The sequence below is a fragment of the Microbacterium sp. M3 genome (assembly GCF_033548675.1).
GTDB classification, from domain to species: domain Bacteria; phylum Actinomycetota; class Actinomycetes; order Actinomycetales; family Microbacteriaceae; genus Microbacterium; species Microbacterium arthrosphaerae.
On record NZ_JAWTZT010000003.1, the window covers coordinates 426,739 to 447,616 of the forward strand.

The 20,878-nt window shown below is 71.0% G+C and carries 19 protein-coding genes; 9 read left to right on the forward strand and 10 right to left on the reverse strand.

Going from position 1 to position 20,878, the window contains the following annotated elements:
- Positions 1 to 35: 35 nt before the first annotated feature.
- Positions 36 to 1,574 (reverse strand): glycerol kinase GlpK, encoded by a 1,539-nt coding sequence (glpK, locus tag R8Z57_RS11695; RefSeq protein WP_318353940.1) that lies wholly within the window; start codon positions 1,572 to 1,574, stop codon positions 36 to 38.
- Positions 1,575 to 1,641: 67 nt separating this feature from the next.
- The gene (locus R8Z57_RS11700) at positions 1,642 to 3,369 is read right to left on the reverse strand and encodes a glycerol-3-phosphate dehydrogenase/oxidase (RefSeq protein WP_318353941.1); all 1,728 of its coding nucleotides are present in this window, start codon (positions 3,367 to 3,369) and stop codon (positions 1,642 to 1,644) included.
- Positions 3,370 to 3,464: 95 nt separating this feature from the next.
- Between R8Z57_RS11700 and R8Z57_RS11705 the strand changes: the two genes are divergently transcribed.
- From R8Z57_RS11705 to R8Z57_RS11735, 7 genes are all read left to right on the forward strand, one after another.
- Entirely contained in the window at positions 3,465 to 4,424 is a 960-nt protein-coding gene (locus R8Z57_RS11705) for a sugar-binding transcriptional regulator (RefSeq protein WP_318353942.1), read from the forward strand.
- Positions 4,425 to 4,757: 333 nt separating this feature from the next.
- Positions 4,758 to 5,843, forward strand: coding sequence for a bifunctional diaminohydroxyphosphoribosylaminopyrimidine deaminase/5-amino-6-(5-phosphoribosylamino)uracil reductase RibD (gene ribD, locus R8Z57_RS11710; RefSeq protein ID WP_318353943.1), 1,086 nt, complete (start codon positions 4,758 to 4,760; stop codon positions 5,841 to 5,843).
- Positions 5,843 to 6,502 carry a riboflavin synthase gene (locus tag R8Z57_RS11715; protein WP_318353944.1) on the forward strand — a complete coding sequence of 220 codons (660 nt, stop codon included), beginning with the start codon at positions 5,843 to 5,845 and terminating at the stop codon, positions 6,500 to 6,502. The genes ribD and R8Z57_RS11715 overlap by 1 nt, the downstream gene beginning before the upstream one ends.
- A complete protein-coding gene (gene ribA / locus R8Z57_RS11720) occupies positions 6,499 to 7,776 on the forward strand; it encodes a GTP cyclohydrolase II (protein WP_318353945.1) in 1,278 nt (425 codons plus the stop codon). The genes R8Z57_RS11715 and ribA overlap by 4 nt, the downstream gene beginning before the upstream one ends.
- A complete protein-coding gene (gene ribH, locus R8Z57_RS11725; protein ID WP_318353946.1) occupies positions 7,773 to 8,258 on the forward strand; it encodes a 6,7-dimethyl-8-ribityllumazine synthase in 486 nt (161 codons plus the stop codon). The genes ribA and ribH overlap by 4 nt, the downstream gene beginning before the upstream one ends.
- A gap of 144 nt (positions 8,259 to 8,402) precedes the next feature.
- Entirely contained in the window at positions 8,403 to 8,756 is a 354-nt protein-coding gene (locus tag R8Z57_RS11730; protein WP_318353947.1) for a Fe-S protein, read from the forward strand.
- 294 nt (positions 8,757 to 9,050) lie between these two features.
- The gene (locus R8Z57_RS11735) at positions 9,051 to 10,529 is read left to right on the forward strand and encodes an MFS transporter (protein WP_318353948.1); all 1,479 of its coding nucleotides are present in this window, start codon (positions 9,051 to 9,053) and stop codon (positions 10,527 to 10,529) included.
- A 64-nt stretch (positions 10,530 to 10,593) separates the two neighbouring features.
- Here R8Z57_RS11735 and R8Z57_RS11740 read toward each other — a convergent pair whose 3' ends face one another.
- The 7 genes from R8Z57_RS11740 to R8Z57_RS11770 all read right to left on the reverse strand — a co-directional run bounded on the left by R8Z57_RS11740 (position 10,594) and on the right by R8Z57_RS11770 (position 16,086).
- A complete protein-coding gene (locus R8Z57_RS11740; protein ID WP_318353949.1) occupies positions 10,594 to 11,286 on the reverse strand; it encodes a DUF4166 domain-containing protein in 693 nt (230 codons plus the stop codon).
- Positions 11,283 to 11,897, reverse strand: a complete 615-nt coding sequence (locus R8Z57_RS11745; RefSeq protein ID WP_318353950.1) for an SRPBCC family protein — start codon at positions 11,895 to 11,897, stop codon at positions 11,283 to 11,285. Before R8Z57_RS11745 ends, R8Z57_RS11740 begins: the two co-directional genes overlap by 4 nt.
- A complete protein-coding gene (locus R8Z57_RS11750; protein ID WP_318353951.1) occupies positions 11,894 to 12,568 on the reverse strand; it encodes a TetR/AcrR family transcriptional regulator in 675 nt (224 codons plus the stop codon). Before R8Z57_RS11750 ends, R8Z57_RS11745 begins: the two co-directional genes overlap by 4 nt.
- A gap of 39 nt (positions 12,569 to 12,607) precedes the next feature.
- Positions 12,608 to 13,378 (reverse strand): hypothetical protein, encoded by a 771-nt coding sequence (locus R8Z57_RS11755; protein ID WP_318353952.1) that lies wholly within the window; start codon positions 13,376 to 13,378, stop codon positions 12,608 to 12,610.
- Positions 13,379 to 13,382: 4 nt separating this feature from the next.
- Positions 13,383 to 14,210 carry an ABC transporter permease gene (locus R8Z57_RS11760; protein ID WP_318353953.1) on the reverse strand — a complete coding sequence of 276 codons (828 nt, stop codon included), beginning with the start codon at positions 14,208 to 14,210 and terminating at the stop codon, positions 13,383 to 13,385.
- Complete coding sequence (locus R8Z57_RS11765; RefSeq protein WP_318353954.1) at positions 14,207 to 15,082, reverse strand: ABC transporter permease; 876 nt, start codon at positions 15,080 to 15,082, stop codon at positions 14,207 to 14,209. Before R8Z57_RS11765 ends, R8Z57_RS11760 begins: the two co-directional genes overlap by 4 nt.
- 62 nt (positions 15,083 to 15,144) lie before the next feature.
- Positions 15,145 to 16,086, reverse strand: a complete 942-nt coding sequence (locus tag R8Z57_RS11770) for an ABC transporter ATP-binding protein (RefSeq protein ID WP_318353955.1) — start codon at positions 16,084 to 16,086, stop codon at positions 15,145 to 15,147.
- A 273-nt stretch (positions 16,087 to 16,359) separates the two neighbouring features.
- On the opposite strand from R8Z57_RS11770, the gene R8Z57_RS11775 reads away from it, so the two are divergent.
- Together R8Z57_RS11775 and R8Z57_RS11780 are read left to right on the forward strand one after the other, a co-directional pair.
- A complete protein-coding gene (locus R8Z57_RS11775; RefSeq protein ID WP_318353956.1) occupies positions 16,360 to 16,575 on the forward strand; it encodes an AsnC family protein in 216 nt (71 codons plus the stop codon).
- Between the two features lie 25 nt (positions 16,576 to 16,600).
- Positions 16,601 to 18,637, forward strand: coding sequence for an ABC transporter ATP-binding protein (locus R8Z57_RS11780; RefSeq protein WP_318353957.1), 2,037 nt, complete (start codon positions 16,601 to 16,603; stop codon positions 18,635 to 18,637).
- A gap of 228 nt (positions 18,638 to 18,865) precedes the next feature.
- Here the strand turns inward: R8Z57_RS11780 and R8Z57_RS11785 are convergent, their stop codons facing one another.
- Positions 18,866 to 20,755, reverse strand: coding sequence for a phosphoenolpyruvate carboxykinase (GTP) (locus R8Z57_RS11785; protein ID WP_318353958.1), 1,890 nt, complete (start codon positions 20,753 to 20,755; stop codon positions 18,866 to 18,868).
- Positions 20,756 to 20,878 lie beyond the last annotated feature (123 nt).

A 20,878-nucleotide genomic window follows, 5' to 3' on the forward strand; every position in this document is an offset into this window, starting at 1 on the left:
ACCCGGACCCGGAGCCGCGGACTCCGACCGGCCGCTCAGCTGCCAGTGGTGCCCATCAGCACGCGCGCGTCGTCGTCCACCCAGTCGAGCGACTTCGACACGGCCTTGCCCCACTGCCGGTAGCGGCGTTCCCGTTCGTCCTCCGGCATCCGCGGCTCGAAGCGCACGTCCTCCCGCCAGTGGGTCCGCAGCTCGTCGAGGTCGCGCCAGACCCCGGTCGCGAGGCCGGCCGCATAGGCCGCACCGAGCGCCGTCGTCTCGACGACCTTCGGGCGCACGACCGGGATGCCGAGGATGTCGGCCTGGAACTGCATGAGCAGGTCGTCACGCGTCATGCCGCCGTCCACCCGCAGCTCGTCGAGCGTGCGTCCGGTGTCAGTGACGACCGCGTCGATGACGTCCCGCGTCTGGAACGCCGTGGACTCCAGCGCGGCGCGCGCGATGTGCGCCTTGTTGACGTAGCGCGTGAGGCCGACGAGCGCGCCGCGCGCGTCGGGGCGCCAGTACGGCGCGAAGAGCCCCGAGAACGCCGGCACGAAGTACGCGCCGCCGTTGTCGTCGACGGAGGCGGCGAGCGTCTCGACGTCTTCCGAGCGCTGGATGATGCCGAGGTTGTCGCGCAGCCACTGCACCAGCGATCCGGTGACCGCGATGGATCCCTCGAGCGCATACCGGGCGGGCTCGTCGCCGATGCGGTAGCCCACCGTGGTGATGAGACCGCTCGCCGAGCGCACGATCTCGGTGCCGGTGTTGACGAGGAGGAAGTTGCCCGTGCCGTAGGTGTTCTTCGACTCCCCCGCCTCGAAGGCGGCCTGCCCGAAGGTCGCAGCCTGCTGGTCGCCGAGGATTCCGGCGATCGGCGCGCCGTGCAGCACGTCCGGGAGCTGCGACGAGCCGACCACCTCGGACGAGGAGCGGATGCCGGGCATCATCGCGCGCGGGATCCGCCACAGGTCGAGCAGCTCGTCGGACCAGTCGAGCGTGCGGAGGTCCATCAGGAGGGTGCGCGAGGCGTTGGTGACGTCGGTGACGTGGATGCCGCCGCGCGCGCCGCCGGTGAGGTTCCACACCACCCAGGTGTCGGGCGTGCCGAACAGCAGCTCGCCCGCTTCGGCGGCGGCGCGGGCGCCGTCGACGTTGTCGAGGATCCAGGCGACCTTGGATGCCGAGAAGTAGGTCGCGAGCGGCAGCCCGGTGGTGTCGGCGAACCGGTCGATCCCACCCTCGCGCGCGAGCTCGTCGATGCGCGGCTGGGTGCGGGTGTCCTGCCAGACGAGCGCGTTGTGGACGGGGCGCCCGGTGCGCTTCTCCCACACGATCGCGGTCTCGCGCTGGTTCGTCACGCCGATGGCGGCGACGTCGGATGCCGTGATCCCGGCGCGCGAGAGGCACGACGCGATGACCCACTCGGTGTTGGTCCAGATCTCGACGGGGTCGTGCTCCACCCGGCCGGCGCGCGGGAAAATCTGCTCGTGCTCGCGCTGCGACACCGCGACGGCCTGGCCGCCGGCGTCGAACACGATCGCGCGAGTGGAAGTCGTGCCCTGGTCGATGGACAGCACGTGGTCGGGCAACGTCGTCTCCTTGCTCGGCGGGCGGCACCGCCCGCGCCATCGTCGCGCTCGCGCGCGTGCGGTCAGGCTATCGCGCGGCGGCGGGGATCCAGGACGGGTCGGCCGCGTGGATGCGGTCCAGCGCGCGCTCCGCCTCCCGCGCCGTGCGCGCCGCGTCCCAGCCGAGAACCGGGGCGATCGCCTCGGCGGCCTCGGCGACCGCCTCGGCCGTCCCCGCGCCGACGAACGCGATGCTGGTGCGCCGCAGGAGCAGGTCCTCGAGGTGCACGACGTCCTCGGTCGCCGCGAGGTGGCGGAGCTCGCCCGAGCTGTAGCCGCGGAGGTGCGCCAGCGGCGCGTCGTCGGCGTCGGCCGCGATGGCGTCGACGACCGACGCGGCGACGGTGCCGTAGCGGTCGAGCAGTGTGGCGACGCGGGCCGGCGGGATGTCCACCGCGTGCGCGGCGATCCACTGCTGACGCGCTCGCTCCGTCACCGGGTACCCCCGCCCGCCGCCGATCGGCACCCCCTTGGTCGAGCTGCGGCGCGGCTGCGCGAGGAGTTCCAGCACGCGGTCGGCGAGATGCTCGGCGGATGCCCGGAAGGTGGTCCATTTGCCGCCGATGAGGCTCAGGACTGTGGCATCCCCGCCCGGAAGAGGCGCGGACTCGATGCGGTAGTCGCGTGAGACGAACCCGGGCGAGACGTCGCCGTGGCCCGGGAGGGGGCGCACACCGGCGAAGCGGTAGACGATCTGCGAGCGCTCGACGGGAATCGCCGGAAGCACCTGCGAGATCAGCTCGATGAAGTAGTCGACCTCCGGCTCGGTGCACACCACGGGGTCGGACATGTCGTGCTCGAGGTCGGTGGTCCCGACGAGCACCCGCCCCTTGAGCGGATAGATGAGCACGATGCGGCCGTCCTCGTTCTCGAAGAACAACTCGCGTCCGCCGGTCGCGGCGAGCAGCTCCGGATGGTCGAGGACGATGTGCGACCCCTTGGTGCCGCCCATGTAGCGCGTCGGATCGCCGAGGGCCGCATTGGTGAGGTCGGTCCAGGGACCGCTCGCGTTGACGACGACCGCTGCGGTGAACGGCGTCTCTTCGCCGGTGACCGCGTCGCGCAGCAGGACTCGCCCGTCCTCCACGCCCACGGCAGCGGTGTAGTTGGCCGCGCGTGCCCGCTCGCCGGCGGCAGCCCTCCCGTCGCGCAGCACGTCGATGGCGAGGCGCTCGGGGTCGTGCAGCGACGCGTCCCAGTACGTCGCGGTGTACTTCACGTCGGGGTTCAGCTGCGGCAGCTGCGCGAGGGAGCGCTTGCGGCCGTGGAACGTGTGCTTGGCGACGGTGTTCGCACCGAACACCCCGCCGCCACGCGAGAAGGAGTCGTAGATCACGAGCCCGATCTTGATGAGGGCCGCACCGCGCTCATGGTGCTTGCCGCCGCCGTGGCGGAGGAACCGCAGCGGCGCCGAGAGCACGCCTGAGAAGGTCGAGAAGATCGGGATCGTGGTCTGCAGCGGGCGCACGTAGTGCGGTGCGATCCGCAGCAGCGCGTTGCGTTCGGTGACGGCCTCGTGCACGAGGCGGAACTCGCCGTTCTCGAGATAGCGGATGCCGCCATGGATCATGTGCGAGGACGCCGCCGACGCGCCGCTGACGAAGTCGTCGCGCTCCACGAGCGCCACGTCCACGCCCTGCATGGCCAGGTCGCGGAACGTCGCGAGACCGTTGATGCCGCCGCCGATGATGAGCACGTCGGCGTAGGGCCGCTCCGCAAGGGACGTCCAACCTCGTGCCGTCGACCGCGTCGTCATCGCTTCTCCCATCAGCCGTGCCGTGCCTTCGTCTCCCATCATGACACCGGTGGACGTCCTTGCAGACGATATGCACATACGTGCACGATGGACCCATGGACCAGCCCGCCGACCCGCGCACGGTGCAGCGCGCACTCACCGCCGCGCACCTGTACTACGTGCAGGACCGCACGATGGACGCGATCGCGCAGGAGCTCGGCACGTCGCGCTCGACGGTGTCGCGACTGCTCACCCACGCCCGGGCGACCGGCATCGTCGACATCCGCATCCGCTCGCCCTTCGCCGCGCCGCAACGACTCGAGGAGCGGTTGGCCGAGCAGTACGGGGTCACGGCGCAGGTCGTTCCGGTCCCCGACGACGCCACCGAGGTCGACCGGCTGCAGCGCGTGGCCGTCGCCGCTGCGCACGCCCTCCTCGATCTCGTGCAGGACGACATGACCGTGGGCGTCGCGTGGGGTTCGACCACCGCGGCGGTCAGCCGTCACCTCGTGCCCAAGCCCGTCCACGGCACGACATTCGTGCAGCTGAACGGATCCGGCAACACCCACTCCACCGGCCTTCTGTATGCGAGCGAGATCCTCAGCCGCTTCGCCGCCGCCTACGACGGGCGGGCGCAGCAGTTCCCCGTGCCGGCGTTCTTCGACGACCCCGCGACGAAGAAGGCGATGTGGCGCGAGCGCAGCACGCGGCGCATCCTCGACATGCTGCCCGCCATGGACCTGGTGCTGTTCAGCACCGGGTCGGCCGGGTCGCGCGTCCCGAGCCACGTCTACAGCGGCGGCTACCTCGAGCCCGCCGAGCTCGACCAGCTCGACGACGAGGGGGTCGTCGGCGACGTCGCGACCGTGTTCTATCGCGCCGACGGCTCGAGCGACGGCATCGCGCTCAACGACCGCGCCACAGGCCCGAGCCTCGACCTGCTGCGCGCCATCCCCCGGCGGCTGTGCGTCGTGTCGGGCGTCTCGAAGCTCGCGAGCCTGCGGGGCGCCCTCGCCGCGCAGATCGCGACCGACCTCGTCGTCGACGAGGCGACGGCGCGGGCGCTCCTCGACTGACGTCCCACGACCGGCTTCCTGCGCTCCGTGACGCTTCATCCGTGGACATGGAATGAACGAGCGGATGCCGCGTTGACTACACTCGAGAGCATCAACGTGCTCCGGGGTCGGTGTGAATCCGAACCGGCGGTGACAGTCCGCGAGCCAACGCAGAACTCCTGATCGGGAGGGACGCGGCGGCCGATCCGGTGGAATTCCGGAACCGACGGTGATGCGACGTGGTTCTTCCAGGACCGCCGTCGCTAGTCCGGATGGGAGGCAGCACGGGCGGCGCCACGCGCGCCGTCGCTGCCCGCGCCCCCGGAGCGTCGAGAACGACGAGACGAGGGCCCCATGGCGAGCACGGCGGAACACGACGCGATGCGTCGCGCGCTGGCGATCGCCGGACGCGGCCCGCGGGGCGTCAACCCCCAGGTCGGAGCGGTGCTCCTGTCACCCGCCGGCGAGGTCCTCGCGGAGGGATGGCACCGCGGCGCGGGCACCCCGCACGCCGAGGTCGATGCGCTGTCGCGACTGGCGCCGGGCGCTGCGCGCGGCGCCACGGCCGTGGTCACCCTCGAGCCATGCAACCACCACGGCCGCACCGGCCCCTGCTCCGAGGCGCTCATCGCCGCGGGCGTCGCGCGCGTGGTGTACTCCGTAGCCGACCCCGGCGACCACTCTTCCGGCGGCGCGGCGCGGCTGCGCGAGGCCGGTGTCGACGTCGAGGCGGGGGTTCTCGCTTCCGAGGGCGCCGCGCTGCTCGACTCGTGGCTCACGGTCCAGCGTCTCGGCCGCCCGCACGTCACCGTCAAGTGGGCGCAGAGCCTCGACGGGCGGGCCGCCGCCGCCGACGGCACCAGCCAGTGGATCACCGGCCCCGCGGCGCGGGCCCACGTGCACCGCCGGCGGGCCGCCGCCGACGCGATCGTCGCCGGCACCGGCACCGTGCTGGCCGACGATCCGGCGCTCACCGCCCGGGCCGAGGACGGCTCGCTTCTCGAGAGCCAGCCGGTGCCCGTCGTGGTCGGCACCCGTGCCGTCCCCGCGTCGGCGGCGCTGCGCCGTCACCCCCACGGCTTCCTGCAGTTTCCGGGTGATGCCGCGTCGGGCGGACTCGCCGCGGTCCTCGAGGATCTGCGGGCGCGCGGAGCGCAGCGGGTGTTCGTCGAAGGCGGCCCGGCCCTGGCATCGTCCTTCCTCCGCGAGGGCCTCGCCGACGAGCTGCTCGTCTACGTGGCCCCGGTGCTGCTGGGCGGTGAGCGCCTCGCCCTCCACGACCTCGACGTCACGACCATCGCCGACGCGCGCCGGTTCACCCTCGCGGCGGTCGCCCCGCTCGGCGACGACCTGCTGCTCACCCTCCGGCCGCGCGAAGACGTCCCCTCCGGGCCCGCCACCGTGGCGCGCAGCGAAGCACAACGAGAAGGAGTCCTGTGATGTTCACCGGGATCGTGGAAGAGATCGGCGAGGTCACCGCCGTGGCACCGTCGGGTGACGGCGTGCGAATGACGGTGCGCGGACCGAAGGCGGTCTCGGATGCCGCGCACGGCGACTCCATCTCGGTCAGCGGCGTCTGCCTCACCGTCGTCGACCAGGGGCCCGACTGGTTCACCGCCGATGTGATGAAGCAGACCCTCGACATGTCGACGCTCGCCGGCGTCGCGCCCGGGCGCCGGGTGAACCTCGAGCGCGCGATGGCCGCGCACGGCCGCCTCGGCGGGCACATCGTGCAGGGCCACATCGACGCGACCGGTGAGGTGCAGGAGGTCCGGCCCGGCGCGCAATGGCAGGTGCTGCGCATCTCGCTGCCCGCCGAGTTCGCACCGCTCGTCGTCGATAAGGGGTCGATCGCCGTCGACGGCGTCTCGCTCACCGTGAGCGCGTCGAGCCCCGCGCCGGTGCCGGGCGAGACGACGAACGACTCGTGGTTCGAGGTGTCGTTGATCCCCGAGACCCTCGCCGCTACGACCCTCGGCGCACGCGTGCCCGGCGACCGCGTGAACCTCGAGACCGACATCCTCGCGCGCCACGTGCAGCGCCTGCTCGACTTCTCCCCCGCGGCCGCGTCCGCATCCACGGAAGGAGGCTCGCGATGAGCCTTGCCACGATCCCCGAGGCACTGGAGGCGCTCCGCGCCGGCCGGCCCGTCATCGTCGCCGACGATGAGAACCGCGAGAACGAGGGCGACGTCGTGCTGTCGGCGCAACTCGCGACGCCCGAGTGGGTGGCGTGGACCGTCCGCTGGACGAGCGGCTTCCTGTGCGCTCCGATGCCCGCCGACTGGGCCGACCGCCTGGATCTCCCGCCGATGGTCGAGAACAACGAGGACGCCCGCGGCACCGCCTACACCGTGAGCGTGGATGCCGCCGACCGCGTGTCGACCGGCATCAGCGCCACCGACCGGGCCCACACGCTCAACGTGCTCGCCGACGCCGAGTCGACCCCCGCGAGCGTCATCCGCCCGGGCCACATCCTCCCGCTGCGCGCCGTCGACGGCGGCGTGCGCGAGCGCGCCGGCCACACCGAGGCGGCGGTCGAGCTCATGAAGCTCGCCGACCTCGCGCCCGTGGGCGTGATCGGCGAGGTCGTCGCCGAGGACGGCAGCATGATGCGCCTGCCCGGACTGCAGGAGCTCGGCGCCGAGTACGGCATCCCGGTCATCACGATCGAGCAGCTCGTGGCGCACCTCGACGAGCACGCCCCCCGCGATCCCGCCACGGCGGGCGGTGGCCACAAGCGCCGGGTCAGCCTGCGGGCCGAGGCGCACGTGCCCACCTCGCACGGGTCGTTCCGCTTCCTCGCCTACAAGGACCGCATCACGGGCACCGATCACATCGCGGTGGTGTCGGGCGAGCTGAGCGACGCGCCGCTGGTGCGGGTGCACTCGGAGTGCCTGACCGGCGAGGCCTTCGGATCGCTCAAGTGCGAGTGCGGGCCTCAGCTCGAGGCGGCGCTGGACGCGATCGAGCAGGACGGCGGGGTCGTCGTCTACATGCGCGGCCACGAAGGTCGCGGCATCGGGCTCATCAACAAGCTGCGCGCCTACTCGCTGCAGGAGCGCGGACTCGACACCGTGGATGCGAACCTCGCGCTCGGCCTGCCCGCCGACGCGCGTGACTATGCGGCGGCCGCCGGGATCCTCGCCGACCTCGGCGTCGAGCGCGTCCGGCTGCTCACCAACAACTCCGACAAGGTGAAGCAGCTGCGGGAGCTCGGCCTCGACATCGTCGAGCAGGTGCCGCTGCTGGTCGGGGTCGGCCCGAACAACCACCAGTACCTCGAGACCAAGCGCGACCGCATGGGACACCTCATCGCGGAGCAGGACCTGGCCGACGCACTGGCCCAGATGCACGAGGGAGCAGACCAATGAGCGGCAAGGGCTCACCCCTGGCCACCGCCACCGTGATCGACGGCAGCGGCCTCGACGTCGTCGTGGTCGCGGGCACGTGGCACGACGAGATCACCGACGGCCTCATCGCCGGCGCCGAGCGTGCCCTGGACGCCGCGGGCGCTTCCTGGCGCCTCGTGCGCGTGCCGGGCTCGTTCGAGCTGCCGGTGGTCGCGAAGGCGGCACTGGAGGCGGGGGCCGACGCCGTCGTGGCGCTCGGCGTCATCATCCGGGGCGGCACACCGCACTTCGACTTCGTCTCGAACGCGGCGACCGACGGCCTCACGCGTGTGGCGCTCGACACCGGCAAGCCCGTGGGCTTCGGCGTGCTGACGCTCGACGACGAGGCCCAGGGCCTCGATCGCGCCGGGCTCGAGGGCTCGAAGGAAGACAAGGGGTACGAGGCGGCGGACGCCGCCCTGCGCACCGCCCTCGTCCTGCGGGCGCTTCGACAGGAGGAGTAGCCGAAACCGCGAGAGGCGGAGATCCCGCGAGAATCGGTCGCGCACCCGGGCGAAGGACCGATTCCTGCGGGATCTCCGCCTTTCGCACGTTCGTCGGGCTGCCGTGAGCCTGACGGATGACCAACCTTCAGGTAGACTGATGGCATGGAAATCCTCCGCCACGTCGTCGTGCTCGTCCATCTCGTCGGCTTCGCCGTCCTGTTCGGCGCCTGGGTGGTGGAGGCGGTGAACGGCAAGCGCCGCTTCACCCGCCTGATGGACTGGGGCCTCGCGATCGCAGCTGTCGCCGGGCTCGCGCTCGCCGCCCCGTGGGGCATCGAGTACGACCTCAACTACACCAAGCTCGGCGTGAAGCTCGTGATCCTGCTGGTGATCGGCGCGCTCCTCGGCATCGGCCGGGCACGCCAGCGCAAGACGGGCTCGCTCCCCGCCGCGATGTTCTGGGCGGTGGGCGTGCTCACGCTGACGAACGCCGCACTGGCGGTCATCTGGCGCTGACCTCTCGAATGCGAAAGCGGATGCCGCGGCCCCGGGCCGCGGCCGCCGGATCGAGTGCGAATGAGCCCCGCCGACCGAGTCGACGGGGCTCATTCGTGTATCGAGATCATCCGCTCTCCGCTTTCGGAGCCCGCGGCCGCGACCGCGGGTAGGCTGGATCTTCGTGCCCGGGCGACAACGGCCGGGTGCACGGTGATCCAGTGCAGTGCCGCCTGACGCATCACCCTGCGACTCGCGGACGCCCACCGCCGCATCCCATGAGGATGCCCGCTCCGCGCAATTCCCAAGGTGACCATGTCCTCCCCCACCACCGCCGCGACGCCCACGGCGCCCGCCAATCCCCGCTCCCGCGTCATCACGGCGAGCCTCGTCGGCACGACGATCGAGTTCTACGACTTCTACGTCTACGCGACCGCGGCCGTCCTCGTCTTCCCCATCCTCTTCTTCCCCACCGGCAACGACACCACGTCGCTGCTGCTGTCGTTCAGCGTCTTCGGCGCGGCCATGGTCGCCCGTCCCCTCGGCGCGATCGTCTTCGGCCACTTCGGCGACCGGTTCGGCCGCAAGGCGACGCTGGTCGCGTCGCTGCTCACGATGGGCATCGCGACGTTCCTCATCGGATGCCTGCCCACCTTCAACGAGATCGGCGTGTGGGCGGCCGTGCTGCTGCTCGTCCTCCGCCTCTTCCAGGGCTTCGCGCTCGGCGGCGAGTGGTCGGGCGCCGCGCTCGTGGCGACCGAGAACGCCCCGAAGGGCAAGCGCGCGTGGTACGGCACGTTCCCGCAGCTGGGCGCGCCCTTGGGCTTCATCATCGCGAACTCGGTGTTCCTCGCGATCAACTACCTGCTCCCGCACCCCGACGGCGCGGCGCAGCGCTCCGACGAGTTCCTCGCGTGGGGCTGGCGCGTGCCGTTCCTCTTCTCGGCGGTCATGGTGATCATCGGCCTCTGGGTGCGCCTGCGCCTCGTCGAGTCCGAGACCTTCGTCAAGGCCGAGGAGAAGGGCGTCATCCGCAAGTTCCCGCTCGGCACCGTGATCCGCCACCACTGGTGGCACCTGATCCTCGGCACGTTCATCATGCTGGCGACGTACGTGCTGTTCTACCTGATGACGAACTTCACGCTCTCGTACGGCACCAAGCCGGCCGACCTCGAGACGGCGTCCGCAGCCGCGCAGAAGGCCGCCGAGGCTGCGGGCACGGCCTTCGACCCGGCCGCCTTCGCGGCCCAGTTCTACCCGGGGCTCGGCTTCGGCTACACCGACTTCGTGCTGATGCAGATCATCGGCGTGGTCTTCTTCGGCATCTTCACGCTGCTGTCAGGCCCGATCGCCGACGCGATCGGCCGCCGCCGGCTGCTGCTGTGGGTGACCGGCCTCATCATCGTGTTCGGCCTCACCTTCAACCTGTTCCTGTCGCCGCAGCTCGACCCGAAGTTCACCGGAGCGCTGACGCAGGCGTTCCTCATCTTCGGCTTCATGCTGATGGGCTCGACCTTCGGCCCGATGGGTGCCGTGCTGCCGGAGCTGTTCCCGACGAACGTGCGCTACTCGGGCTCGGCGATCGCCTACAACGTGTCGTCGATCCTCGGCGCCGCCCTCGCGCCGATCGTCGCCGTGTGGCTGTGGTCGTCGGCGGGCGGCAGCCCGGTGCTGGTCGGCCTCTACCTGTCGGCGATGGCCGTCCTGACCTTCATCGCGCTGATCCTCTCGCCCGAGACCAAGGACGTCGACTACGACGCCGACCTCGGAGTGGGTGCGACCGGCTCGCTCTGACCCCACCATGCAGAGAGCGGATACCGCGGCCTCGGTCGCGGCATCCGCTCTCCGTCGTCGGGGCTCAGGTCCGGGACTCGTGGCGCACGGGCTTGAGTCGCGCGGGGGCATCCGAAGCCGCCGGGAACTCGCACCGGAACTCCCCCTCGTACCCGAACAAGAACCCGAAGACGCGATTGCGGACCTCGAGGCGGATCCGGAAGACGCCGGCCTCGTCGTCGAAGCTCTCGCGGAGCTCCGCGCGGCCGCTGAAGAGCATCGGGAACCGGAAGCCCAGCGGCCCCTCGTAGAACCGCTGCTCGCCCGAGCGCAGCAGCAGGCTGCCGTCGGGTTCGGCCGACAGGTCGAGGTCGACGGCGAGGTGCTGGTGACTGCCGAGGTAGTCCAGGACGCGGCCGTCGTCATCGAGGATCATCGTCGCGTCGAACCGCCGCCGCGCGCGCGGCATCGAGAACGTCCGGACGAACGTCACGGTCTCGCGGCCGAGGGGGTCGCGATACGGGTAGTTCTCGATGACGAACGGGACGCCGACCCCGACCTCGGGCACGAGGATGTTGCGGAACCGGCCGTTCTGGAGGAACGGGATCGTCCACCACGGGCCGCGGCGGATGCGGCTCATCGTGCCGCGGCCGATGCAGGCGTAGCCGGCGTCGAGACCCACGCCGAACCGCCGCTGCAGCATCGGATGGAGGCGCCCGAAGTCCGTGCCCATCGCGCGCGCGAACACGGACGTCGAGGCCGCGACTGCGGCGGTCACGGGCGTGCCAGCTCTCGGAGGGTCGCCGGGGCGTCGTCCATCACGCGGCGGCTCGGCGGACGGCGCGCGCAGTGGGCGGCGCGCGGGCGTCCACGGCGCCACGGCATCAGGACGGTCCACAACGGCCAGCGCTCCGGCGGCACACTGGTCTCGGCCCAGATGCGCAGCAGGTCGAAGCTCCACGCCGTGGCCCAGCCGATGAGCGGCCGCACGATCAGATCGGCCGCGCGCCCCCAGCCGGGGTCGTAGTCGTATCCCGTCGAGAACACGACCGCGTCGCCGTCAGGCCGGTACCGCCAGTACCCTCGTCCGGCGCCGAGGGGTGAGAACCGGTCGTCCGGCTCGAAGCGCAGGGCCGAGGTGCGGGTGCCGTCGGGCCGCTCGCGCTCGCCGATCGTCGTGCCCTTCCCGGTGATCGTGCGCCCGGGCATCCGTCGTTCGTACACGAACCGCATGCCGCCCCCGGGCAGCGCGGCGGCAGGCGTGATCCGGCTGAACCGCACGTCCCAGCGCGGGTGGAGCGCCGGGTCCTGCGTCAGCTCCCAGACCCTCTCGAGCGGCGCGGCGATCCGGATGCTCACGAAGATCGGCCGCTGAGGGTGCGCGCTCATGCGCGGACCTCGGCGACCAGGTCGAGCAGCTCGCGCAGCGGGCGCCGGAGGACGCGCATCCGCACCAGCGGCAGCGAGAGCTTCAGCAGCCGCAGGCCGCGATCGAGCAGGCGCTGCGTGCGCTGCCGCCCGGGCGAGGAGTCGTAGACCCAGAACAGGGCGAGCAGCAGGTGAGCGAGCATGAGTGCGTCGGGCAGGTCCGCATCGAACTCGGCGGGAAGCCTGTCGTCGGCACCCGCGACGGCGTCGCGGAACAGGCCGACGACGATCTCGCGCGACTCGGCGGACTCGCCGGCCAGCGGGTTGATCGAGGAGCGCGGCGACACTGCAGCCGAGAGGAATTCCGGCGCGAAGGGATGGTACGGCTCCAACTGCGCGATGCCGGTGCGGAACACGATGCCGAGCCGGTCGACCAGGTCGCGCGAGTCCGCCAGCAGCGGCAGGGCGGCGTCTCGGTGCGCCTGCTGCACGTCCAGGTACAGCTCCTGCACGAGGTCGTTCTTCGAGGCGAAGTGGTAGTTCGTCGTCCCCACCGATACGCCCGTCTCCTGCGCGATGAGCCGGACGGTGGTCTGGTCGTAGCCTCGCTCGCGGAACGAGCGGAGTGCGGCGTCGCGGATCAGTGCGCGCGTGCGGGCGCTTTTCGTGGTCGCACCCTCAGAACTGGACATGTTCAGAAAAGTACGCCGATTTCTGAACATGTTCAAGACCTATTCGCGCTGCTCCCGTCGCCGGCGGGCGTCGCGATCGCGGGCGACCTGCGCGGCGCGGCGCTCATCGCGGCGCCGCCGGTCGGCTTCGGCATCTGCGGCGTCGGCCTGCACCCGGCGCGCGCGGCGCCGATCGCCGAAGTGCGCCGACGCGAGGAGCAGCGCGATGAGGAGCAGGGCGAGCCCGCGCGCGACCCACAGGAGCGTCTCGGACTGCACCGTGTATCCGAAGGGGATGCCGAGCAGGGCGCAGATGATGGGGATCGCGGCGGCTCGGCCCGGCGGCAGGTCGTCGACGGCAAAGACGCCGACGACGGCGAACGTCGTCGTGAGCGCGATGACCGCGCCGCCGAAGATGAGCCAGCCGCCGTCGGGCTTGCCCGTCACCAGCCTGAGGATGCCTCGGCCCAGCATCTCCAGCGGCACGAATACGAAGACGAGCACGAGGAAGCCGAGCAGCGCCGATCCGTACGCGGCGAGGAGCAGGAGCCACACTTCTTCCGCGGCGGACCGGCCGGCGCTGTCGGTGACGGCGCCCGGGGTGAGGATCAGCGCCATCGCGGCCGGCAGGAACCAGATGAACCGCGGCCGGGGGACGAGGTCCTTCGCCCACCAGATGCGGAGGAACACCGCGAAGATCACGATCAACAGCCCGAATGCACCGATGATCTCGCCGAGGTGGTCGTCCCACGGAAGGCTGCCGAAGTTCAGCGTGACGACCGTGGCGGCGACCACGCCGATGGCGCACAGCACGAGTTCTGCGACGAGCATGACGTCAGTCGAGGAAGAGCGCGCGCAGGCGCTTCGTGGTGAACACGAGACCGATCGCGATCATGACGACGTAGTACAGCACGTGCCACCACATCTCGGGGGTGAGGATGCCGGTGGTCAGCCCTCGCACCAGCTCGACCCCGTGCCACAGCGGGAAGGCCATGATGACGTGCTGGATCCACTCCGGGTAGACCGTAATCGGGTAGAGCGTGGCCGAGAACAGGAACATCGGCAGCAGCACGAAGTTGATCCAGTCCATCTGCTGGAAGGTCTTCATGTAGCTCGTGACGGCCATGCCGACGCTGGCGAAGCCGAACGCGATGAGCATCACGGCGGGAAGTGCCAGGATCGCCGTCCAGGCGAGGTTCAGCCCGAGGAGCTGCATGATGAGCATGAAGCCGGTCGCGTAGAGCAGGCCGCGCAGCAGCGCGTACAGGATCTCGCCCAGCGCCACGTCGAGGGGACCGAGCGAGGTCGCGAGCATGCCCTCGTAGAGCTTGCCGTAGTTCAGCTTGAAGAAGACGTTCCACGTCGAGTCGTAGATCGCGCCGTTCATCGCCGAGACGGCCAGGAGCGCCGGCGCGATGAACGCGGCGTACGGCACCTCGACGCCACTGGAGGTCTGCACGTCGCCGATCAGCGCACCCAGGCCGATGCCCATCGAGGCGAGGTAGAAGACGGGCTCGAAGAAGCCCGACAGCACGACGGCCCAGCTCGACGAGCGCGCGGCGAGCAGGCCGCGCTGCACGACGGCCTGCGGGTTGCCGGCCCACAGGGCTCGCACCCCGCCCGCCCGGGCGGCGGCGACCGCGGTTCCGGTGGCGACGGTCATGCGCCGAGCCTCCTCTGGAAGAAGCGCCGGCCGACGACGTAGCCGCCGATCGAGAGCACGAGGAGGTATCCCACGTGCACGACGACGGCGATCGGCGCGATCGGCAGCCCGTACGTGACGACGCGGCCGAGCTCGGTGGCATGCCAGAGCGGTGAGACCCACCCGATCCACTGCAGCCACAGGGGCAGGGTGTCGAGCGGATAGAACGTGCCCGAGAACAGGAACATCGGCATGAAGACGAAGCGCTGCACCAGGGCGATCTGCCCTTTGTCGTCGGTGATCGACGCAGCGTATGCCATGTACGGAATGCCGAAAGCGAGACCGGCGAGCAGGCCGATCGGGATCGTCAGCCAGCCCGTCGCCGGACTGGGCACCGCCTGGAACAGCCAGAGGAAGAGGTAGTACGCGATGGTCACCACGATGATGCGCGCGGAGGCGCCCGCCACCACGCCACCGGCGATCTGCCCGGGCGACAGCCCGGTGGCACTGAACCCGAAGAAGTAGCGCCGCCACTTGAACCCCGCGATCACGGGATAGGAGAACTCCTCGGACGCGACCGAGATGGCGGCGGTCATGAGCAGCGCGGGTGCGACGAACACCAGGTACGACACCTCGACGCCGTCCTGGGTGATCGGCGCGTCGATCAGCGCCGCCAGACCGACCGCGAGACCGAGCAGGTAGAGGATGGGCTGCCCGAGGGCGCCCACGATGATGGTCCAGCCGTACGCCCGCATCGCGCGCACCATGTGCTCGGTGACGTACCAGGTGCCGAACGCGCGTGGCTTGCGGCCCCACTGCATCGCCTCGGCGCGCAGCTCATCGATCGAGGGCTGGACGAGCGTCGTGGCGCTCGGCGTCGGGGGGTGCGGCATCCGTGATCCGGCCGCCTCGCCGCCGGCGGGCGGCTCACCCGATGCGTCTTCGGACGGGAGGCTCATTCGATCAGCGACCTTCCGGTGAGCCGCAGGAAGACGTCCTCGAGGCTCGAGCGGCGCACGAGCGACGTGATCGGGGTCAGCCCCCGGTGCGTCACCGCCTCCAGGGCGGCCTCGCCGTTGTGCGCGTAGACGAGGATGCGATCGGGAAGCACCTCGACCCGGTCGCCGATGCCCTCGAGCTGCGGGGCGACCTGCTCGTTGCGGTCGGAGCCGAACCGCACCTCGAGCACCTCGCGGCTGGAGTGCTCGCGGATGAGCGAGGCCGGGGTGCCCTCGGCCATGATGCGCCCCTTGTCGACGACGATGAGGCGGTCGCACAGCTGCTCGGCCTCGTCCATGTAGTGCGTCGTCAGCACGAGCGTCGTGCCGCGCTCCTTGAGGCGGAAGAGGCGATCCCACAGCACGTGGCGGGCCTGCGGGTCGAGGCCGGTCGTGGGCTCGTCGAGCAGCAGGATGCGCGGGTCGTTGATGAGACCTCGCGCGATCGTGAGCCGCCGCTTCATGCCGCCCGACAGCTGCTCGACCTTGCTCTTGCCCTTGTCTTCGAGCTGCGCGAAGGCCAAGAGCTCGTCGGCCTTCTGGTGGCACACCTTGCCGGGCAGCCCGAAGTAGCGGCCGTAGATGTAGAGGTTCTCGCGGGCGTTGAGCTCACCGTCGAGGTTGTCCTGCTGGGGCACGACGCCCAGTCGGGAGCGGATCTCGGGACCGTGGCGGTCGGGGTCGAGCCCGAGGATCGACAGCTCTCCGCTCGTGCGCGTCGACACGGCGCCGACCATCTTCATGGTCGTGGACTTGCCGGCGCCGTTCGGGCCGAGCAGGCCGAAGGACTCCCCCGGCGCGACCTCGAACGACAGCCCGTCCACGGCGAGGAAGTCGGGCTTGCCTTTGACCTTATAGGCCTTGACGAGGTTGTCGGCGGTGATCACGGGGGCGGGCACCGGACCACCCTAGCGCCGCCGTCCGACACCACCCACCCCGAGGGGTCGCGCCTCGCTCGCGCCGCTGAGTTGGCGTGTATGTACGCGACGCGCCTGCGTGTCGCGTACATATACGCCAACTCAACCAAGAAGCGGGAGCAGATGCGTGCCGTCAACGGCGGTAGACGATCATTGGGTCACGTCAACGTCGGTTGACAGCTCGACCGCCCGTCAACTACGGTTGACGACGGATGCCGCGGGCCGCGGCATCCGTCCACAGACCGGAGGCGCACCATGAGCGGTGACGAGCTCACCACCCTGATCGGGGCGGCCGGCGAACGCGAGCCGCTCGCCGAACTCCATCGCCTCGCCGAGGTGCGTCGCGAGCTCGCCCGCGCCGAGGAGGTGCAGGTGCGCAAGGCCCGCAACCTGGGCTTCTCGTGGCAGACGATCGCGAGCGCCCTCGGCGTGAGCAGACAGGCCGTCCATAAGAAGTACGGTCGAAGGTAAGCCCCTTCACGAACGAGGTACACCCATGCCCTCCGCCGAACTCGACGAAGTCCCCGCCGCCCCCGCGGCCGCGGCATCCGCCCCTCCCCCATCGCGCGGCAGACGCGGCCGGCGCGGCGCGCCACAGGAGGGGCCGCGCGCGACGTTCCGGCAGCTGCTGCCGTACCTCTTCGAGCACAAGCGCACCCTCGCGGTGGTGGTCGTGCTGAGCATCCTCAGCGCAGGGGCGTCGCTCGTCCAGCCGCTGCTGGTGGGCCAGGTCATCACGCGCGTGCAGGAGAACCTGGATCTCGGTCTCCTCATCTGGGCGCTGGTCGGGTTCGTGGTGCTCGCCTCGCTCATCTCGGGGTGGCAGCACTATCTGCTCCAGCGCACCGGCACCGCCGTGGTGTACTCGAGCCGGCGGCGGCTCATCGCCCGCATCCTGCACCTGCCGATCAGCGAGTTCGACGCCCGTCGCACGGGCGACCTGGTCTCCCGTGTCGGCAGCGACACGACCCTGCTGTACGCCGCGCTCACGCAGGGTCTCGCGGACTCGGTCGGCAATGCGCTGCTGTTCGTCGGCGCGCTCGTGGCCATGGCGATCATCGACCCGCTGCTGCTGGGCATCATCGTGCTCGTGATCGGCGTCTCGGTCGTCGGCGTCGTGGCGCTCAGCGGCCGCATCCGCACGGCGTCCACCGAGCAGCAGGAGAAGGTCGGCCAGCTGGCCTCGGGCGTCGAGCGGGCCGTCGGCTCGATCCGCACCGTGCGCGCGGCCGGCGCGACCGAGCGCGAGGTGGCCGCCGTCACGGGCCAGGCGACCGAGGCCTACACGGTGGGCGTGCGGATCGCCAAGGTCTCGGCGCTCGTCGTGCCTATCGCCGGCATCGCGCTGCAGGTGTCGCTCCTGGTCGTCATCGGGCTCGGCGGCTACCGCGTCGCGACCGGCGCGATCCAGATCGCGAGCCTCGTGACGTTCATCATGTTCCTCTTCATGCTGATCGCTCCGCTCGGCTCGTTCTTCGGCGCCATTACCTCGGTGAACCAGGCGCTCGGGGCGCTCGGCCGCATCCAGGAGGTGCTGGACCTCCCGACCGAGACCCAGGACGACGCCGCCCTCGCCGCCCGGGCCGCCGGCCCCACTGGCTCACCTGTCACGAATGACCTGCAGGAGCAGCAGATCGCGACAGGCGAGCAGCAGGAAGCGGCCGCGATCGAGTTCCGCAACGTGCACTTCGCCTACCCCGAGAACGTCGTCGCGGCCCGGCGCAAGGCCGAGTCGGAGGCGCGGGCGGTGCTCGAGAACGCCCACGTCGACGTCTCGACGTTCGCCGCCGACGCCGGCGCGACCGGCTCGACGCGCGAGGGGACGGATGCCGCATCCTCCGCCTCCGCCGACGGCGAGGTGCTGCGGGGCGTGTCCTTCCGGGTGCCGCGGGGTGCGCGGGTCGCACTCGTCGGCCCGTCCGGCGCCGGCAAGAGCACGACGCTCGCGCTCATCGAGCGGTTCTACGACCCGACGCAGGGCGCGATCCTGCTGGACGGCACCGATGTCCGGGCCCTCGAGCGCGACGCGCTGCGCGGGCAGCTCGGCTATGTCGAGCAGGACGCCCCCACCCTGGCGGGGACGATCGGCGACAATCTGCGCCTCGCCTCGCCCGAGGCATCCGATTCCGCGTGCGAGGCCGTGCTGCGCGCCGTCAACCTGGGCGACGTGCTCGATCGCAACCCGCTCGGCCTGGATGCCCCGGTGGGCGAGAGCGGCGTCATGCTGTCGGGCGGCGAGCGCCAGCGTCTGGCCATCGCCCGCGCACTGCTGGCCGCGCCCCCGATCCTGCTGCTCGACGAGTCCACCTCGTCGCTCGACGGACTCAACGAGCAGCGCATGCGCGAGGCGATCGACGCGGTCGCGGCGGGCCGCACCCTCATCGTGATCGCGCATCGCCTGTCGACCGTCGTCGACAGCGACCACATCGTCGTGATGGATCGCGGCCGCGTCGTCGGGCAGGGCACGCACTCCGAGCTCGTGCAGTCGACGCCGCTCTACCGCGACCTCGCGAAGCACCAGCTGCTCGTCTGACCACATCCGCCCGGCCCCCGGAAACCCCGTTGAGTTGGCGTATATGTACGGGACACGCGGGCGTGTCGCGTGCATATACGCCAACTCAACAGGCGGAGGGGCCCGGCAGAGGGCGCGGTGGGGTGGGCCCGGAGCGTCGTGGACGAATGGCGGATGCCTCGACCCGCTGCGAAGACGCGGGTCGAGGCATCCGTTCCCCTCTGGAGGGGCCTCCCGGGACGGGAGGGATCAGGCGCGCTGCAGGCGGTAGCGCAACGCGGCGAGCTCTGCCCACAGCGGCGCGGGGACGCGGCCGTCGAAGGTGCGGTAGAACTCCTCGGTGAGGTCGGCCTCGTGCAGCCACAGCGTCGGGTCGACGGCGAAGAGCTCGTCGAGGTCGTCCTGCGTGACGTCCAGACCCGAGACGTCGAGGTCCTCCGTGCGCGGCAGGCGGCCGATCGGGCTCTCGACGGCGCCCACCTCGCCCTCGATGCGGCGGATGATCCAGTCGATGACACGCGAGTTGTCGCCGAACCCGGGCCACAGGAAGCGGCCGTCCGAGCCCTTACGGAACCAGTTCACCTGGAACACGCGCGGCGCGCGGTCGAAGCGCAGCTTCTGCCCGACCTTGAGCCAGTGGGCGAAGTAGTCGGCCATGTTGTAGCCGCAGAACGGCAGCATCGCGAAGGGGTCGCGGCGCAGCTCGCCGACGGTGCCCTCGGCGGCCGCCGTGCGCTCGGACGACACGTTCGAGCCCATGAACACGCCGTGGGTCCAGTCGGTGGCCTCGACGACCAGCGGCACGTTCGTGGCGCGGCGGCCGCCGAACAGGATCGCGTCGAGCGGCACGCCCTGCGGGGCATCCCAGTCGTCGGCGATCTGCGGGCACTGGGCTGCGGCGACCGTGAAGCGCGAGTTGGGGTGAGCGGCGGGACGACCGGATGCCGGGGTCCAGGGCTTCCCCTCCCAGTCCGTGAGCTCCGCCGGCGGTTCGTCGGTGAGGCCCTCCCACCACACGTCGCCGTCGGGGCGCAGCGCGACATTGGTGAAGATGGTGTTGCCCCACAGCGTCTCGACCGCGGTGACGTTCGTCGACTCGCCGGTGCCGGGTGCGACGCCGAAGAAGCCGGCCTCGGGGTTGATCGCCCACAGGCGCCCGTCCTCCCCCGGGCGCAGCCACGCGATGTCGTCGCCGAGGGTCTCGACCCGCCAGCCCGGGATCGTCGGGCGGAGCATGGCGAGGTTCGTCTTGCCGCACGCCGAGGGGAACGCGGCCGCCAGGTGGTACGCACGGCCCGCGGGGTCGATGACGCGGATGAGGAGCATGTGCTCGGCCAGCCACCCCTCGTTCCGGCCGATGACCGACGCGATGCGCAGGGCGAAGCACTTCTTCGCGAGGATCGCGTTGCCGCCGTAGCCCGAGCCGTACGACCACACCTCGAGGGTGTCGGGGAAGTGCACGATGTACTTCTCGTCGTTGCACGGCCACGCGGCGTCCTGCTCGCCGGGTGCCAGCGGAGCACCCACCGAGTGCACCGTCTTCACCCACGGTGCACCGGCGGCGATCTCGCGGAGCACCTCGGTGCCCACGCGCGTCATGATCCCGATCGAGGTGACGGCGTACGCGCTGTCGGTCACCTGCACGCCGATGTGCGACAGCGGACCGCCCACCGGGCCCATCGAGAAGGGCACCACGTACATCGTGCGGCCCTTCATCGAGCCGTCGAAGAGCGGCGTGATCGTGGCGCGGATCTCGCCGGGCGCGACCCAGTTGTTCGTGGGACCGGCATCCTCTTCGCGCTCCGAGGCGATGTAGGTGCGGCCTTCGGTGCGCGCCACGTCGCTCGGGTGCGAGCGGGCCAGGTACGAGCCGGGTCGCCACTCGGGGTTGAGCTTGATGAGCTTGCCCTCGTCGACCATCTCGCGCAGCAGGGCGTCGTTCTCGGCGCGCGACCCGTCCACCCAGTGCACGCGGTCGGGCTTCGTGAGCGCGGCGATCTCCTCGACCCAGGTGCGAAGCGCGGCCATGCCCTCGCCCTGCACGGTCGGCAGGTCGCCATAGGTCCGGCCGCTGCCGACGGCGGCGGGACGCGCGGACGCAGAGCCTTCGGTCCGGGTGAAGATGTCGGCAAGGGCCATGGTGTCGCTCCTCGTTGATTCGACCGTCTGATGGGTTTCGACGATGCAGATTCGTGCTCTTCCTCTACTTTCGCGCGACCCCTCCGCGTTTTCCACGAAACGTGGCGTCAAGACTCGCGATTC

What these genes read in the sequence shown, in the direction of transcription:
- R8Z57_RS11700 (WP_318353941.1), bottom strand. Translation starts at nt 3,369, where the DNA reads ATGACGACGCGGTCGACGGCACGAGGTTGGACGTCCCTTGCGGAGCGG.
- R8Z57_RS11705 (WP_318353942.1), top strand. Translation starts at nt 3,465, where the DNA reads ATGGACCAGCCCGCCGACCCGCGCACGGTGCAGCGCGCACTCACCGCC.
- ribD (WP_318353943.1), top strand. Translation starts at nt 4,758, where the DNA reads ATGGCGAGCACGGCGGAACACGACGCGATGCGTCGCGCGCTGGCGATC.
- R8Z57_RS11715 (WP_318353944.1), top strand. Translation starts at nt 5,843, where the DNA reads ATGTTCACCGGGATCGTGGAAGAGATCGGCGAGGTCACCGCCGTGGCA.
- ribA (WP_318353945.1), top strand. Translation starts at nt 6,499, where the DNA reads ATGAGCCTTGCCACGATCCCCGAGGCACTGGAGGCGCTCCGCGCCGGC.
- ribH (WP_318353946.1), top strand. Translation starts at nt 7,773, where the DNA reads ATGAGCGGCAAGGGCTCACCCCTGGCCACCGCCACCGTGATCGACGGC.
- R8Z57_RS11730 (WP_318353947.1), top strand. Translation starts at nt 8,403, where the DNA reads ATGGAAATCCTCCGCCACGTCGTCGTGCTCGTCCATCTCGTCGGCTTC.
- R8Z57_RS11735 (WP_318353948.1), top strand. Translation starts at nt 9,051, where the DNA reads ATGTCCTCCCCCACCACCGCCGCGACGCCCACGGCGCCCGCCAATCCC.
- R8Z57_RS11745 (WP_318353950.1), bottom strand. Translation starts at nt 11,897, where the DNA reads ATGAGCGCGCACCCTCAGCGGCCGATCTTCGTGAGCATCCGGATCGCC.
- R8Z57_RS11750 (WP_318353951.1), bottom strand. Translation starts at nt 12,568, where the DNA reads ATGTCCAGTTCTGAGGGTGCGACCACGAAAAGCGCCCGCACGCGCGCA.
- R8Z57_RS11755 (WP_318353952.1), bottom strand. Translation starts at nt 13,378, where the DNA reads ATGCTCGTCGCAGAACTCGTGCTGTGCGCCATCGGCGTGGTCGCCGCC.
- R8Z57_RS11760 (WP_318353953.1), bottom strand. Translation starts at nt 14,210, where the DNA reads ATGACCGTCGCCACCGGAACCGCGGTCGCCGCCGCCCGGGCGGGCGGG.
- R8Z57_RS11765 (WP_318353954.1), bottom strand. Translation starts at nt 15,082, where the DNA reads ATGCCGCACCCCCCGACGCCGAGCGCCACGACGCTCGTCCAGCCCTCG.
- R8Z57_RS11775 (WP_318353956.1), top strand. Translation starts at nt 16,360, where the DNA reads ATGAGCGGTGACGAGCTCACCACCCTGATCGGGGCGGCCGGCGAACGC.
- R8Z57_RS11780 (WP_318353957.1), top strand. Translation starts at nt 16,601, where the DNA reads ATGCCCTCCGCCGAACTCGACGAAGTCCCCGCCGCCCCCGCGGCCGCG.
- R8Z57_RS11785 (WP_318353958.1), bottom strand. Translation starts at nt 20,755, where the DNA reads ATGGCCCTTGCCGACATCTTCACCCGGACCGAAGGCTCTGCGTCCGCG.